Origin of the sequence: Puniceibacterium confluentis, from assembly GCF_007923445.1 — a bacterium.
GTDB lineage: Bacteria > Pseudomonadota > Alphaproteobacteria > Rhodobacterales > Rhodobacteraceae > Puniceibacterium > Puniceibacterium confluentis.
Window position 1 is genome coordinate 24,537 of record NZ_VOJI01000028.1, and the last position, 15,751, is coordinate 40,287.

The 15,751-nt window shown below is 70.4% G+C and carries 12 protein-coding genes; 2 read left to right on the forward strand and 10 right to left on the reverse strand.

Going from position 1 to position 15,751, the window contains the following annotated elements:
- Positions 1-391: 391 nt before the first annotated feature.
- The 5 genes from FOY53_RS19660 to FOY53_RS19690 form a co-directional block, all read right to left on the reverse strand.
- A complete protein-coding gene (locus FOY53_RS19660; RefSeq protein ID WP_146592023.1) occupies positions 392-3,187 on the reverse strand; it encodes a M10 family metallopeptidase in 2,796 nt (931 codons plus the stop codon).
- A 111-nt stretch (positions 3,188-3,298) separates the two neighbouring features.
- Complete coding sequence (locus tag FOY53_RS23250; protein WP_186766681.1) at positions 3,299-5,803, reverse strand: calcium-binding protein; 2,505 nt, start codon at positions 5,801-5,803, stop codon at positions 3,299-3,301.
- A gap of 215 nt (positions 5,804-6,018) precedes the next feature.
- Positions 6,019-6,435 carry a hypothetical protein gene (locus FOY53_RS19680; protein ID WP_146592025.1) on the reverse strand — a complete coding sequence of 139 codons (417 nt, stop codon included), beginning with the start codon at positions 6,433-6,435 and terminating at the stop codon, positions 6,019-6,021.
- Positions 6,436-6,494: 59 nt separating this feature from the next.
- Positions 6,495-7,541 carry a ParB/RepB/Spo0J family partition protein gene (locus FOY53_RS19685; protein WP_146592026.1) on the reverse strand — a complete coding sequence of 349 codons (1,047 nt, stop codon included), beginning with the start codon at positions 7,539-7,541 and terminating at the stop codon, positions 6,495-6,497.
- 34 nt (positions 7,542-7,575) lie between these two features.
- On the reverse strand, positions 7,576-8,967 hold the full coding sequence (locus FOY53_RS19690) for an AAA family ATPase (protein WP_146592027.1): 1,392 nt from the start codon (positions 8,965-8,967) through the stop codon (positions 7,576-7,578).
- Positions 8,968-9,474: 507 nt separating this feature from the next.
- Between FOY53_RS19690 and FOY53_RS19695 the strand changes: the two genes are divergently transcribed.
- Entirely contained in the window at positions 9,475-10,503 is a 1,029-nt protein-coding gene (locus FOY53_RS19695; protein ID WP_146592028.1) for a replication initiator protein A, read from the forward strand.
- Between the two features lie 4 nt (positions 10,504-10,507).
- Here FOY53_RS19695 and FOY53_RS19700 read toward each other — a convergent pair whose 3' ends face one another.
- The 5 genes from FOY53_RS19700 to FOY53_RS19720 all read right to left on the reverse strand — a co-directional run bounded on the left by FOY53_RS19700 (position 10,508) and on the right by FOY53_RS19720 (position 15,470).
- A complete protein-coding gene (locus FOY53_RS19700; RefSeq protein ID WP_146592029.1) occupies positions 10,508-10,822 on the reverse strand; it encodes a hypothetical protein in 315 nt (104 codons plus the stop codon).
- 10 nt (positions 10,823-10,832) lie between these two features.
- On the reverse strand, positions 10,833-11,906 hold the full coding sequence (locus FOY53_RS19705; protein ID WP_146592030.1) for a DUF2793 domain-containing protein: 1,074 nt from the start codon (positions 11,904-11,906) through the stop codon (positions 10,833-10,835).
- Between the two features lie 118 nt (positions 11,907-12,024).
- Positions 12,025-13,878, reverse strand: coding sequence for a glycosyltransferase family 2 protein (locus FOY53_RS19710; protein WP_146592031.1), 1,854 nt, complete (start codon positions 13,876-13,878; stop codon positions 12,025-12,027).
- Positions 13,879-13,884: 6 nt separating this feature from the next.
- Complete coding sequence (locus FOY53_RS19715; protein WP_146592032.1) at positions 13,885-14,106, reverse strand: hypothetical protein; 222 nt, start codon at positions 14,104-14,106, stop codon at positions 13,885-13,887.
- Positions 14,103-15,470 carry a glycosyltransferase family 2 protein gene (locus FOY53_RS19720; protein ID WP_246107480.1) on the reverse strand — a complete coding sequence of 456 codons (1,368 nt, stop codon included), beginning with the start codon at positions 15,468-15,470 and terminating at the stop codon, positions 14,103-14,105. The genes FOY53_RS19715 and FOY53_RS19720 overlap by 4 nt, the downstream gene beginning before the upstream one ends.
- A 206-nt stretch (positions 15,471-15,676) precedes the next feature.
- Here FOY53_RS19720 and FOY53_RS19725 point away from each other — a divergent pair.
- The coding region (locus tag FOY53_RS19725; protein WP_146592036.1) for a GDP-mannose 4,6-dehydratase at positions 15,677-15,751 on the forward strand (75 nt) is incomplete at its 3' end.

The window sequence follows — 15,751 nt, forward strand, 5'->3', positions numbered from 1 at the left end:
ATCGGGGCGCCCGGGAAATCCGGGTTTGAATAGGGTCTCAGAAGCGTCTTGGACCGCGCTGGCCACCGCAACCGGGGGACAGGTGCCTGAACGCTAGCAACGCCTTGGCAGGGCCGCAACACCAGAAGCCCCCTGTTTCGGCAAAAACTGTCCCGCGGCCCTGGCCGCCCGGGCGGGCCTTATGTGTCTCTGTTCAGGCGCAGAATGCAGCGGATGTCGGAGAAAGACAGAATCCTCGGTGCCGAGCAGATCCAGATCCATGCCCGGCAGCAGGATGGCATGGCCGCTGTGCCCCGTCGCATCACATTCCTCTCCCGGTGTCGCCCGGTCACGGTCGACCGGGCCGGGCCAGGAGCCGGGCGCAAGATCGCAATACCCCGGGCAGGGGGCCTCAGAGAAAGGCGAAGTCCTCGGCACCGAGGTCGGCGGTCGTGATTCCGGCAAGAAGGATCCTGTGGCCGCCGTAGCTCAGCTCGGCGCCCCCGGCCACATCGATGATCGACAGCGCATCGAACCGGCCCTGGGCGCCGGCACCGGTCACCCCGGTCAGACGGATCACATCACAGCAATCCTCGAAGTCGGTGATGACATCGACCTCACCGGCTACCAGCTCGTTGAAGATGAACAGGTCAAAGCCGTCGCCGCCGGTCAGGGTATCGTTGCCGCTGCCGCCGTTCAGCCGGTCGTTGCCATTGCCGCCGTCCAACAGGTCGTCGCGCCCGCCCCCGGCCAGGAAATCGTCACCGTCGCCGCCGTGCACGGTGTCGTTGCCTTCGCCGCCACCGATGGAATCGTCGCCCTCGCGCCCGCTCAGAAGGTCGCGCCCGGTGCCGCCGCCGATGCTGTCGTTGCCCGCGCCGCCATCGGCCGTGTCGTCGCCGAAAGAGGCGCCCATGGTGTCGTCGCCCTCGCCGCCGAGCAGGCTGTCGTTGCCCGCACCGCCGTTGACGATGTCGTTGCCCGCGCCGCCGTCGGCGGTGTCATCCCCCTGGCCGGCGCCGATGGTGTCGTTGCCGTCGCCGCCCTGGATGTCGTCATTGCCCGGACCGCCGCCGATCACGTCCCGGCCGGAACCGCCATCAAGACTGTCGTCGCCATCGGACCCGGCCAGCAGGTCGTCACCGCCCAGCCCGGAGATCAGGTCCTCGCCGCCCAGACCGAAAAGCGAATCCGCCCCCTCGCTGCCGGTCAGCGTGTCATTGCCGGTCGTGCCGATCTGGACGCCGCCGGTGCCGGGATCATCCGGCAGCAGATCGGCCAGCGCCAGGGTTCCGTCGGAAAAGGCAAAGAATTCGACACCGGTATAGACATCGCGGCCCTCAGCCGAAGTGATGGTGGTGCTGTCGCCCGCCCGGCTGATCGACGCCGCGGCGCGGGACCCTGCCACAATCGCCGTATCAGAGCCTGTTCCGCCGTTGATCGTGTCGTCTCCGGGGCCACCGTCAAGCGTGTCATCCCCGGCCCCGCCGTCAAGCAGATCGTTGCCCGTGCCGCCCGAAAGAACGTCGTTGCCCGCAGCGCCGGTCAAGGTGTCGTTGCCGCCCAGCCCCGCCAGCGTGTCATTCCCGGCAGTGCCGGTCAGCAGATCCGCGCCTTCGGTCGGCCCCGCCGGGGCGGTGTCCTCACCCAGAAGCGTCGCCGCACTGACGGTGCCGTCGCTGAAGGCAAAGAATTCGATGCTGGTATAAAGATCCGTCCCCAGAGCCGAGACAACCCGGATCGCGCTGCCCTCGGTGGTTGCGGTGACGCTGGCCCGGGTGACGTTCAGAACCGCCGTATCAGAGCCTGCTCCGCCGTCGATCGTGTCATTGCCCTGCCCGCCGGTGATCCGGTTGGCGCCGGAGGTGCCGGTGATCCTGTCCGCAGCGGACCCGCCCAGGGCGTTTTCGATCTCCACCCCCAGGGCGATGGCCATGCCACCGGTCACGCCGTTCACATCCGACACGGTGCCGGCGCGCATGTCGATGCGCTGTGCCCGGGTGGCGGTGCTGAAATCCAGCGTATCGGTGCCGCCGGTGTCATAGACGGTAAAGCTTGTCGCCGCGCCGGCATACAGCGCGCTGTCCCGTGCGGCGCCGTCAAAGACCATGGCGAAGATCTGCCCGAGCCAGCCGCCGACAGTGGCATTGGCCCCCCAGGTGGTGTCGCCCTCATGGGCGCTGCCGACGCCATAGAGACTCTGAACCGCGAGAATATCGGCCATTGCCGGCGTCAGGATAGACAGTTCGCCGCCCGCCACGGTGGTGTTGGCGTCCGGGCCGAAATAGCTCATCACGCTGAGCAGGGTGCTGTCATTGGCATAGAAATTGTCGACCCCGTAAGTGGCGTTGCCATCATAGGGACCGGCATGCCCCAGCCCCAGCGCGTGGCCGATCTCGTGCAGGTAGGTCTGGTAGGAATAACTGTCGAGCGTGGTGCCGTATTCGTTCAGCCAGTCGGTGGCGACATTGACCTCGGCCCCCGGAACGCCTGCCACCGGCGCGATGATGCCGGTGGCGGGATCGAACTCCGACGGGCCGGCAAAGGCGCCGTCCTGGTTGTCGGCAAAGCGGATGTCGGCGACCCCGCTGGAGATCGGCACGAAGTCGAGCCCGCTGACGTTTTCCCAGGCCTCGAGCGCCCAGAAGGCAAGCTGCTGCCCTGCGGCGTTCAGCATCGTGAGGTCCACCGTGATCCGGCCCGAGGCGCCGGGATCAAAGCGCAGCGGCACCGGCACGCCCCAGTCCAGCTCGGTGATGTAGGTCGCCGCCTGGGCCGGGGTCAGCGTGTCGGTCAGCGCCATGATGCGGTAGCTGCCCGCCTGGCTGCCGTCGAACGAGCGCAGCGAAAGATAGAAGGTGCCGCTGGTCGTCGGGGTGTACTCCAGCAGCGAAAAGGCGTTGCCCGCCTCCGTGTCGATGTCGTCGTTGACGCGCAGCTGCGCGCCGGTGGCGCTGTGCACGGCGAGGATGGTGTCACCGACCCCTGCGGCCGCACCGCCGGTGCCCCAGCCGAGAAAATTGTAGGCCGTGCCCGCCTCGAGCGTGACGGCGACAAAATCCACATCCGAAGCGACGCCGAGCGTCCCGGCAAAGATATCTCCGACAGCCATGCTGTAGGCGGTGCCGGTGCCGGCGGCAGCATCGGCGCCTTCGTTGACCGCGTCGGGAAGGAGGAGGTGACGCACCGTTGTCGGAAGGGGTTTCATGCCTGTGTCTGCCTTATGCCGTGTTGCCGGATCTTCCGGCCTTGTACCCGGGGCAGCAGCACCCTGTCCATCATCCTGAACCGCAGATGTCAGGAAGTCCGGGGCTGTGGCTCAGGTCAGCAGAAAGTCGGCGCGGCCGAGCTCGGCCGGATCGACCCCGTCAAGCCGGATCTCGTGCCCGTTCCAGCGCAGCAGCGCATCCCCCCCGGCCGCCGAGATATCGAGCGAGGCAAAGCGGGCCGCCTGCCCCTGTCCGGGCAGCCCGCCGATGCGCAGCATGTCGACGCCCGGCTGGAAATCGTCGATGATGTCCCGTTCGCCCGGCAGCAGTGCGTTGAACACAAACAGATCCGCGCCGCCGCCGCCCTGCAGCCAGTCGTCGCCGGTGCCGCCGTTGAGCGTGTCGGCCCCCTCGCCGCCCTCGATCCGGTCATCGCGGCCGCCACCGGCGAGGAAATCCCGCCCGGCGCCGCCCTTGACGATGTCGTCGCCTTCGCCGCCGCCGATGGTGTCGTTGCCGTCATCGCCGATCAGACGGTCCCGCCCGGTGCCGCCGCCGATGGCATCGTCCCCGGCCTGGCCCTTGACCGTGTCGTTGCCGAAGCTGCCCGCCAGATTGTCGGCTCCCTCACCGCCTTCGATCAGGTCGTCACCGGGGCCGCCGCCGATCACGTCGCTGTCGGCCCCGCCCAGAATGGTGTCGTCGCCCTGCCCGCCCCCCAGCGTGTCCTGCCCGGCGTCGCCTTCGATCCGGTCATCGCCGGGACCGCCACCGATGTTGTCGCGTCCCGGGCCGCCGACCGCCCGGTCGTTGCCGTCCGAGGCGGCAATCACGTCATCGCCGGCGCCGCCAGACAGCCAGTCCGCGCCCGCGCGGCCCAGCACCGTGTCGTTGCCGTCCTCCCCCGACAGGGTGTCGGCGCCGTCGCCGCCCTCGATGACCCGCCCGGCCGGACCCGCGGGGCCCGCCGCGGGACCGGGACCCGGCGCAGCGGAGGGGGCGGACGGGGCAGGGGACGGGGCGGGCCTGGGCGCGGGGGCCGCCGCAGCGACAAGCGGATCAGGCCCCGGCACAGTGTCGGGAAACGGCTCGGGATCCGGGGTCGGGCCGGTCGTCTGCAGCGGCGCGAGGGTCACTTCGGCATGGGACAGGGACAGGTCCAGCAACGCCGCCACTTCGGCCGCCTCCAGCCGGGTGCCTGCGGCGCTGCACAGCTCCAGGACCTCGGTCTCGAACCGCACCAGCGCGCCCCAGGCGGTGCTTTCGATGTCCAGCTGCAGGGCGGAACGGAGAAACGGCCAGCCGCTCAGATCGATGCGGTCCTGGCCCGGAGTGATGTCGCTGATCACGTCGCGCACCCCGTCGGCCCGCAGCACAAAGACATCCGCCCCCGCGCCACCGGACAGCCTGTCCTGCCCCGGGCCGTCGGAAATCAGATCGTCCCCGGCGCCACCCGCGATGGTGCCGTTGCCCGCGGTGAGGGACAGCACGTCATCCGAACTTCCGCCGGTCAGAGCGCCCGAGGAGGTGGTCAGGGTCACCCCCGGCTCGCCGTGTTCGAGCCGAAACAACCCGCCCCCGGCCCTGCCCTCGGCCAGGCCCAGCACCATCGCGCCCCCCGGGATGCGCGCGGCGGCCAGACCGGTCAGATCCTCCAGCGCGCCGCTGCCGCTTTCGGCCAGCGAGGTCACATGCACCAGCCGCCCCCCGGCGGTGAGGCGCAGCAGGCTGACCCCGGCATCCGACCCGGCCGCAAGCACGAAGGCCTGCCCGTCCAGCATCACATGGGTCAGCGTGGTGACATGGGCAAAGCGGGTGTCCAGGGTGTCGATCACATGGTCTGTCACCCCCAGCGCACCATCGGCGCGGACCGACAGCACCGACAGGCTGGAACTGCCGGCCGCGGCGGCGATCAGATAGTCCTGCCCGGCCACCGTGACCGGCTCGAGCGCGCTGACGCCCTGCACCGGCAGGCTTTCGCTGCGGCCCAGATCTGTCACCGGAGTCAGGCTGCCATCGGCGCCGACCCGATAGCCGCTGACCCCGTGCTCACTGGCAGATCCGCCATACAGGAACAGGCCCTGTTCCGTGGCGATCAGGGCCAGATCGGCCACGGCATCAAGATACTGATCCGCCGTGTCACCCCGCACCACCGCCGTGCCCGGACGGCCGCCGGCATCCAGCCGGAACGCGCTGATCCCGGCGCCGGTTGCGGCGGCAGCAAACAGCAGGTCCTGTCCGCCCCAGCTGGCGGCGATCACCGTGGCCGCCTCTGCCGCCAGCGCCCCTGCGCCCAGATAGACCCGCTGGCCCGAGCCGCCGCCGGTCAGGTCCCAGTGGGCCAGCGCCGTGTCCAGTGTCGCCTGCGGCAGACTGCCCGCCAGGGCGCTGCCGCTGAGGCCGGCCCGGCTGTCCGGGCTGTGCCAGACCGGATCGGGCAGGGCAGCAGCGCCACCGGCCGTCAGGATCACATGCTGCGTGGCGCTGTAGCCGTATTGCGCCACGGCGACCTGAACCCCGGTGCCGGTCGCGACCGAGGTGAGCGCCGCGGGCCCCGCAGGCAGGTCGAAACCCTGTCCCCAGACTGTGCCGATTTCCCGCAGATCCGTCGCCATGTCACTCTCTCCACATGTGCTCTTGCACTGGAGGGGACTGGACAAAACCGCCGCAGCGGCAGCGCAGCAAAAAGATGTCGAAAGGCTGGCCTTTCGCGACAAGTCGTCTCAAAAATACGGGGAATTGTCTCTGTTCCCAGGCCCGGAACCGGGCCCGAACCGACGGTCCCGCCGCCGGGGGACGGTGTCCGGGAGGCTCTGGTCGCGAGCCTCTGTCAGGGCAGGGGCGTTGCCGCGATCAGCGCGTCGAGAAACCGCGCCAGCGCCGCTGCGTCCAGCGGCGCGCCGCGGCGGCCGGTCCCCCGCGCAACCCCGCTCTGCCCCGCCACGTCAAGCCGGGCGACAAGCAACCCGGACCCGGCCCGCAGGACCACAAGTTGCAGGTCGGCACTGTCGCCCTGGCTGACAGCCCTGTCGGGATAGGCCGCCGCCAGCCGGTCGATGAACAGCGCGCAGAGCCCCTCGGGCAGCGGCTGCTTGGCGCTCTCGCTTTGACACTGTGCGGTCAGCCCCCGGGGCGGGGTGCCCATGGCACTGCTCATCGCGGCGGTCCCGGCCAGAAACAGGGCGGACACAAGGGCACAGAGCGGCCGGTTGCCACCCCGGGCAGGGATCCGGTTTGTTTCGCGCACGAAACATTTGACCGTTTGGTCAAATTCATGTCGGTCAAGAGAGTGGCTCCTCGTTGTCATCACTGCTGCAGCCACCGGACCAGCGCCGCCCGCAGCTCGGCGGTCAGGGCCGGACCCGACAGCGTCAGCGCGCCGCTGCCATGCTGGTGCAGCCAGAGGTCCGGGGCAATCTGCTCGCCGTTGTCGGGGCGCGCAGGGCGGCTGTCGGGGCCCCGCGGCCGGGCAGGGGGCACGACAGCAGGCAGGTCGGGAGGCACATCGGGGCGCAGGGCGGCGGCCTCCGGCGGCACCAGTGCGGCCTGCAGCACGGCCTGTTCGTCCTCGGCCGTCTGCGGCGCGGCCGCGGTCAGGGCGGCGTGCAGCCGGGCGGACAGGGCGGGGTCATCCTCGAGCGCGCGCGACAGGCTGAGTCCGGCCCGTTCGGCCAGCGCCTGCGGAAAGCGCAGCACCCCGTCCAGCGCTTCGACGATGCCCAGAAAGCTGCCGATCTTCGAGCGCTTGGCGCGGGAGGCGGCATGGAACAGCTGCTGCAGCGCGGTCTTGCGGGTCTCGAACACCCCCTGTTCGACCGCCTTCAGCACGATCCGGGCCCGTTCGTAGTAGGACAGCCCGACCCGGATCTCGTTTTCCTCGACCATCGCCAGATAGGCATCCGAGGCCTGGTCGGGGCGGCGCAGCAGCGCCAGCACCGAGGTGAACCGCGCCTCGCCGGTCTCGTCGGCCAGCTGGCGCAGCGCCTGACAGCGCCGCCAGCCCGAGATCAGGCCGTAGCGTCCGGCCCCCAGATCGGTGACCTCGATCGGTGCCTGCTGGCCACGGGCCCGCAGCGAGGCCCGCAGCGCCGCCATCTCGGCGTCCTCGACCACCACCCGGTCGCGCACCAGGTAGGTGATGTCGATCCCGTCCAGCGGCAGCTCCAGCACCATGCGCCCCTCGCTGCGCGCCCGGGTCAGGGTGTCGGCCATCTCCTCGAAGGCCGCGGTGCTCGAGGCGGCGCGGGCCACATCGGCGATCGGCGCCGGGCGGGCAAAGATCCCCGCAGCCTCGGCCGGCGGCTCGTCCAGATAGACCGGGTTGGCGGGGGTGAGGCGCTTGCGCTTGGCCATCACAGGGCTCCTTTCCGGGGGGGCAGCAGGACGCTCATTCCGCGGCCTCCTGCGTGCTCAGCGCGTCGCGCCGCCAGGACCCGATCAGCAGCTGCTTGAAGGCGGCATAGGTGGCATCGAACGTCTCGCGGCCCCGCACGTAGGTCTCGCGGTTGAAATCGCGGTAGTCGGCCTCGTAGATGCCCTGCACCTGCTCGCCGGCCTGTCCGATCAGCGCGGTGAAATCCTGCCGGTGCGGGCTCAGGGTCTGGCCGAGATAGGCCTGCATCAGCGCCGCCAGTTCGGCCTGTTGTGATCCGTCATAGCGGGTGACCACGGCGCGCACCGCGTCCCACTGGAACGCCAGCCCGTCCCGCCCCAGCGCCCGGGCGGCGATGTTCTCGGCCTCCTCGATGGAACTGAAGGTCGAGTGCAGCATGTCAAAGAACCGCCCCGTGCTGTCGAATTCCAGGAACGACGCCCCCAGCGGCACCAGCAGGATGTCGGCCGCCGCCAGGCCGTTGATGGTGAGATAGCCAAGCGCCGGCGGGGTGTCGAGAAAGACCACGTCGTACTGATCGAGGATGCCGTCCGCCGCGAGCATGTCGGTCAGCGCATCCCAGAGCTTCCAGCCGCGCCCGGACATGCGCCAGACCGGGATCTGGAACTCGGCCCAATAGAGGTTGAGCTGGGCGCCGATGAGATCGATGTTGGGCCAGTGGGTCTTCTGCACCAGGCTTTGCGCCTTGACCTCAAGCGCGTCCGACAGGGTGTCATCCAGCGGCTGCGGCGCCTCCCCCCGGTCCAGGCGGCGCTGGTTCTCGCCGCGCAGGTGCAGCGCGTAGTGCCGCGCCAGCAGCGGGAACACCGTCTGCCATTCGTCGGCCACCTTGCCGCCGAAGATCGAGGTCATCGACCCCTGGGAGTCCAGGTCGATCACCAGCACCCTGTAGCCATCAAGGGCGGCGGACATCGCCAGATGCGCCGCCGTCGAGGTCTTGCCGACGCCGCCCTTGAAATTGGCGACCGCGACCATCTTGGCGGGCAGCCCCGCAGGGCGGTAGGGCAGGTATTCCTTGGCCTTGGAACCCTCGGTGCCAAAATGCGCCCGCAGCCGCAGCACCTCGTCCAGGGTGAACCACTTGGCGCCGCCGTCGGTTTCGCTCCGGCCCTGCGGCAGGTCGGGGTTCTGCTTCAGCACCCGGCGGAAATGGCCGGTGGCGACGGGAATCAGATAGCGGGTGATCTCCCAGGTCGAGAACTGCCGCAGCCTGCGGCCGCCGTTCTCTTCCAGCCCGCGCGAGGCAAGATCCGAGCGGCCGGCCTCGCAGGCCCGGGCCATGGCACCAAAGCCCTTGGTGGTGGCGGGATCGCCAAGATGGCTCAGGGCGGCATCCGGGTCGATGTTGAAATAGGGGGGCAACGGCCCCCGGGCGTCTGGCTTCATCACTGCGCGTCCTCTTCGATCCCAGGGCTTGCCTGCTTGGTGCTGGCCGGTCTCTCGCGCGGTTATCCCATGGATGTTCGCGCTTTTGGTCAGGATATCAGAAAACGCCATACATGAAAGAAAAACCCGCACACCGAGGGTTTTTCCAAGCAAATTCAGAGGGTGGATTCGTGGATGGCACCGTCAGATGCAGCGGCTTTGCCGGCACAGCCCGGTTATTTTTTGTTAGGTGATACGTTACGGGCAAAGCGGGCCTGAGGCAAAGCCCTTGTTTTCATGGCATCGCGGGGCATTTTCCGCACCCGGGTGACTCTGAACCCCCGATCCGGTGACTCTGAACCCCCGAGAAGGCGACTCTGATCCATGACTGTCCGGGCTGGCCGCGCTGGACGCAGGCTGTGGATAACTCTAGGGTGGGTGTCACTGAAACCCCGATAGCGGAATCGCAGCAAAAGCGGGGGCAGGCAAAAGCGGCAGAGCAGTCGCACCAGAGGCGAGGACAGGCAGATGGCCGGATCAGCAGTGATCCCGGGGGGCGGCGGAGGGCTGTTGCCCGACCGGCACCCGACAGCGGATTTCTTTGTCTGCGACATGTTCGGGGTCAGCCCCAAGGACGATCTCGGCACGATGGAGCATCCGATCTTCTCGCTCTCGACCCGGCCTGACCGGCGGGTGCTGTCATATGCCCACAACGGCACGGAGATCGAGGTGACCCCCAGCGTGAAGGGGCGCGCCACGATCCACGACAAGGATGTGCTGATCTACTGCGTGAGCCAGCTGATGGCGGGTCTGAACGCCGGGCGGGCGGTCAGCCGGACGCTGCACCTCAAGGCGCATGACCTGCTGGTGGCCACCAACCGTGACACCAGCGGAGACGCCTACACCCGGCTCAAGGAAGCCTTCGAGCGGCTGGCCGGCACCCGCATCACCACCAACATCGCCACCGGCGGCCAGGAGACGACGCGCGGCTTCGGTCTGATCGAGGCCTGGGAGATCGTGCGCCGTTCGCGCGGGGGGCGGATGATCAGCGTCACGGTGACCCTGTCGGACTGGCTGTTCCGCGCGGTGCTGGGGCGCTCGGTGCTGACCCTCAGCCGCGCGTATTTCCGCCTGCGCAAACCGCTGGAGCGGCGGGTCTACGAACTGGCGCGCAAACATTGCGGCCGTCAGGCGGGCTGGACGGTGTCGGTGGGCACATTGCACAAGAAGTCGGGCTCCACCGCCCCGGTGCGGGTGTTCCGCGCCGCCATCCGCCGGATGATCGAGGATGCACATCTGCCCGATTACACCATGACGGAAAAGGACGGCGACCTGATCCTGTTCGAACGCGCCGCTGTGCTCACCGAGACCCGCGGCGCGCCGGTGCTGAAACCCGCGACACTCGCGGCCGCCCGTGACGCGGCACCGGGCGCGGATGTCTATGCGTTGGAATCCGCCTGGCGGGCCTGGTGGGCCGACACCGGGCGGCCGCGCCTGGGCAACCCGGATGCCGCCTTTCTGGGCTGGGTGCGGGCGCAGTCCGGCCGCAGGTCCTGAGGCTTCAGTCCGCCGCTCCCGCCGTGCCGTAGGGCGGCAGGGCGACGGGGCCGTCCTGCGTCAGGATCAGCGGCGCGGGATGGCGGCTGGCCGCGGGGGCATCCGCCCCGTGCGGCAGCAGCAGGCTCAGCAGCAGCACGCCGTCCACGCGGCGCACGGGTTCCGGGATCCAGCGGCAGTCGAGGGCCCCGGGCGGGATCTCGCCGCCGTCGGGCAGGGCGCTGAAATCATGGGCGGTGCCGTTCAGGATCAGCACATCGCCCTGCCGCTCGGCGCGCAGCCGGGTGTCATGGCGGACAGGGATCAGGGTCAGGTGCATCATGCTCTCCTCAGAACCAGGTGCCGATGGCCAGCAGGTCCGCGGTGGCCGGGGTGCTGGATTGCGTCGGGGCAAAGATCTGGCTGCCGCAGGATGTCTCGGTGCGGGTCCCCACCGTGCCCCAGCGGGTCGAACCTTCGGCCGAGCACATCACCGAGGGCAGCCCGACAAAGGCGGCCGGGAAATACCAGCTCTGATTGCCGGAGCGGAACAGCGCGCCGTGGGCGGTGTCGGGCGCATAGGTTCCAAAGCCGCTGATCCAGCAGATCTGGGTGCCGCAGGCCAGCCGCATGTAGCTGCCATTGGCATTGCCGCCGCGCTCGACCACCGCCCCGGTCGGCTGCCCCGCCAGCTGCGAGACGCTGCCCAGCAGGTTACCCGGGCCATAGCCGTAATCCGCCCGCATCAACCGCCCCGGCGTCACATCCGCCGGATCGGCCTGCACCGCGGCGCCGCTGGCATGGCCGGTGGTGGCGTCGATGCGCAGGGCCTCGCTCCAGGCGGCGCCGTCGGCGCTGACCTTGAGCGACCAGTCGGTACCGCCCGCCAGCCCCATCTCGGCATGGCCGCTCCAGGCGGACTGGAACAGCAGGCTGGCGGTGTCCTCCGCCGCGGCCTTGTTGATCTTGAGCTGATGGCCGCCCCCGTCATGGCTGAACAGGCTGGCCTCTGCCGCCACCGCCAGCCGGTTGGTGGCGTCGGAACCGGTGCCGATGCCCAGGCCGTCGAGGTTCTGGCTGGCCCCCTCTGCGCGCTGCCAGCCGCCGGCGACGTACACATAGGGCCGTCCGCCGGGCAGCAGCACCGCCTGCCAGCCCGGCTGCGGTGTGACGAACCGCCAGGCGCCGGTGTCGTAGGCGGCCAGCTGTCCGTCCTGTCCGGCCCAGTCCCCGGTGGCCCCGGCGCCCAGGGCAAAGACCGTCCCGTCTTCGGGCGGGTCGGGCGGGGTCACGGCCGCCAGCCCGCTCAGCCGCAGCTGCACCAGCACGTCCAGCACGTCGAGCGCGCTGTTGTGGGTGACATGTTTCTGCGCCTGCGAGGGCATGAGATAGGGCAGGGACAGGCGGGACGAATTGTCGGGCATGGGGCACTCCGGAGCTGGCTGCGACGCTGGCGCCACTGTCTGCGGGAACCGCCTGTCAAAACCTCACCGGCCCGGGCGCGGCGTTAGGAGGCCGTTAACCCCGTTCCATGACCCGGTCTCACTCCCCGTCCTGCGGCGCCAGAACCTCGCGGCCCGCCACCCGGATCCGGGGCAGATAGCGCAGGGGCCGTGCCAGATCCTCCTGCCCGGGCAGGAAGCGCAGCGCCGTGCAGCACACGGTTTCGCCGTAACACAGCACCCGCAGCCCGGCGCCGTCGATGCGCGCCCGCAGCACCGGATGCACCGACAGACCGGCGCCCGTGGGCAGCGCCATCCCATAGAGCGGCACCAGGCCGACCTGCCGCCCGGCGGCGCGATCGGCGTCAAGCCAGTCCAGCAGCGTTCCGAAGGCGGCCGTGCGCAGCCCCAGCAGCCCGGCATAGACATGATCCAGCCGCAGTTCCGCGGCGGGATCGAACCCCGGATGCAGCACCGCCGGGGCGGGAAACGGCGCGCGCCCCGTATAGCGCAGGGTGGCGGCACCGGCGTGATGGGCGCTTTGGGCTTCGTAATATTCGCGCCGCGCGCCGTAGTAGAACCCGTCCATGCCGGTGGCCGCATCCCGGGTGGCATTGCCGTCGTGGTCACGCTGCAGTGCCAGCGGCCCGCCCGGAAGTTCCGGCACCGCTCCGGCGCCATACAGGCGGCGCACCCGGCGCAGCAGTTCGCCGTCGGCCGAAACCCGCAGCACATCCCACCCCCCCAGGGTGTCGCTCAGCAGCGCCCGGGGCAGCATCAGCGAGGTCATGTTCTCGTGCAGGATCCGCCCCTCGCCGGTCCAGCGGCTGACGGCAAGATCGGGACCGACGCGGGCCTGCAGGCTCAGACAGCCGGCAAAGCCGCGCTGGTCCTGCAAGAACCGTACCTGCCGGGTGATCCGCTCGGGGTGTGACCAGTCGTCGGCGTCGTGCAGGGTGACATAGCGGCCCCTGGCCAGGGCAAGGCCAGCGTTGCGGGCGCCGTAGGCCCCGCCGTTCTGCGCCAGACGGATCAGCCGCAGGCGCGGGTCGCGCCCGGCCCGTTCGGCGGCGATGGCGGCGGTGGCATCACTGCTGGCATCGTCCACAAGGATCAGCTCCAGCGCCTGCCAGCTTTGTCCCAGCACCGCCTCCAGCGCGGTGGGCAGCGTGGCGGCGGCGTTGTGTGCGGCAAGGATCACGCTGACCAGCGGGCCATCCGCCCCCTGTGGCGGCGTCGGTACCCGTGGCGCCAGCCGGTCCAGCAGCGGAGCGGCGCCGTCGCGCAGTGCCATCGGCGCCAGACCGGACCGGGCCAGAGCGGCGTTGAGACAGGCCAGCCGTGCGGCAGGGTCCGGGTCGAGACGGGTCGCGGCCAGGTCAAGATCGCCGCTGCCCGGGGCGCTGGCGCGGATCTGCGCGGCGGTGGCGCTGTCCCCGGCCTGCGCCGCGGCGATCAGGTGCAGCGGCGCCATGCCGGGCCCGGAGCCGTCGAGCCAGCGCGCCGCCGCCGCGGGCCGCCCCTGTTTCAGTGCCCACAGCGCCAGCGCCTGCCGCGCCACCGGGTCGGGCGGATCGGCCTGCGCCAGAGCCGTCAGCGCCTGCAGGGGCCCCTCGCTCAGCCCGCCGGTTTCCAGCAGGCCGCGCAGATGCGCCGCGCGGCTCTGTCCCGGCGGCGGTTCGGGGTGCAGCCGCCGCCCTTCGGCCCGGCCCCGGGACAGGTAGTGGCGCAGCGGATCGATTCCCGCGGCGGCCACATCCGGATGGGCGGCGCGATAGGCGCGGGGGCAGAAATGCGGCCCCGGGGCACGGTCCAGCGACTGGCCCAGGCGCAGGAAGTGCGTCAGCGGATCCAGCCGCCCGCGCGCCACGTCCGGATAGCGGCGCAGATACCAGTCGGCCTCGAACAGCCCGCTGCGGCGCAGGGCCTCTGCAAAGGGATCCGGCGCGTCCATGCCCGCTCAGCGCCGCGTCAGCCGGGACCACAGGCCGCGCGGCGCCGCCGCCCGCGCGTCGGCCTCCAGCAGCCGGGCGCTCAGCGCTGCGATCTCTGCGTCGCGCCGGGCCAGATCGGCGCGCAGGGCATCGGCCTGCGCACCCAGCAGGCGCAGCTGCGTGACCAGTGTGGCGATCCGGGCCTCGCAGGGCTCCTGCGGCGGTGTCTCTGCGGCGGGTCGTGTCATGGTGTCCCTGCCAGTTTGGCGCGGATCCGGGCCAGGTTCGGCTCTGCGGCCTCGCGGGCGGTGATGCTGTCCTGCCCGCCGGCCCCGCCGATGTAATAATGTCCGGTCAGCACCGGGATCGCGGCCGGGGCCGGGGAGGCGGCCGGGGAGGCCCCGGGGGCGGCGGCGCTGTAGCGCAGCACCAGATCCCAGTCGACGAACCGGGTCAGGGCGGGGTCGAACCCGCCCTGTGCCTCATACAGCGCGCGGCTGTGCACCAGGCTGTTGAGATCGATGTAATTCTCGGCCTCCAGCGCGGCGCGGTCAAAGCGGCGGAACAGGATGTCGCTCCAGCCGTGGGTCATGTTGTGACGGCACAGCGCGGTATAGGCCATGGCGGGCGGCGGCGCGGCGGCGTCCGCCCCGCCTGTCAGACCGGTACAGGCAAACAGCAGGTGGTCCGGTTCCCAGGTGTTGTCGCTGTCGAGATAGGCGATGATCTCGCCCCGGGCGGCAGCTAGGCCTGCGTTGCGCGCCGCCGCAACCCCGGCATGGGGGCTTTCGATCAGCACCAGCCGCCCCTCGGCCAGCGGTTCGGGAAACCGCGCCCGCAGCCGCGCGGCCGTGCCGTCGGTGCTGCCGTCATCCACCACGATCACCTCGCAGGGCGCCCGGGACTGCAGCAGCGCCGAACTGACGGCGGGACAGATCACATGCGCCCGGTTCCAGGTCGGCATCACCACGCTGATGGTGCGCCCGTCCCGGCCTGCGGCGTCCAGCGCGGCGGCGCGCAGGGCAGGCGGGAACTCGGTGACAAACCCGGGGCGCGTCACCTGCCCCAGCGCCGCCAGCGTCGCCGGGCGCGGATCATTGGCGTAGGCTCCCGGGGCATAGGCGCCCAGATCCCGGGGGCGCCGCCCCTCGGCGGCACCGCTCGCGAGGTAATGCGCCAGCGGATCGACCCCGGCTGCGGCGACATCGCCGTTGGCCGCAAGATAGGCCTGCGCGTCGAACAGCGCCGCCTGCCGGGCGTCGGGCAGGGCCCGCAGCGCCTCTGCCAGCAGCAGACCGATGGCGCGGGCGTCGCCCCCCAGGCGCTCCGGCGGCGATGCTGCGGCGTGGCGCAGGTGCTGCGCCTCGAACTGCGCCTTCTGCACCTGGGCGCTCAGGGCGGCCCGGGCGCGCGCCTCGGCTGCCATCAGCCCGCTCAGAAGCTGCGCCAGATCCGCCGCCGCGAGACCGCGGCCCTCGCAGGCCAGCAGCAGATGCCGCAGCCGGTCGGCCAGCGGCGCCTCCCGGGCAAGTATCCCCAGCAGTTCTGCCGCGCCGCAGGGGCCGGACCCCTGCGCGGCGGCCTCGCTGTCCGTGCCTACAGGCGCTGTCATCCCCGGTCCGTTCCATTGCCTCTTTTGCGGGCATTTTAGGCAGTGATCCGCGCGGGCCACAAGGGGCGCGCGTGTGGCGGGGGATTGCGCTTGCACGGTTCGGGCAGCCTTGTTACTCGCTCGGGCGAAGTTTAGGGTCACTCTGCCCGGAAATTGTGCGGGCAGCTGGATCTGATAGATTTTTTGACACTTGAGTGGATGACAGTATGCGCAAAAAGGCCCTTATCACAGGTATCACGGGGCAGGACGGCTCCTATCTGGCGGAATTCCTTCTGGAAAAG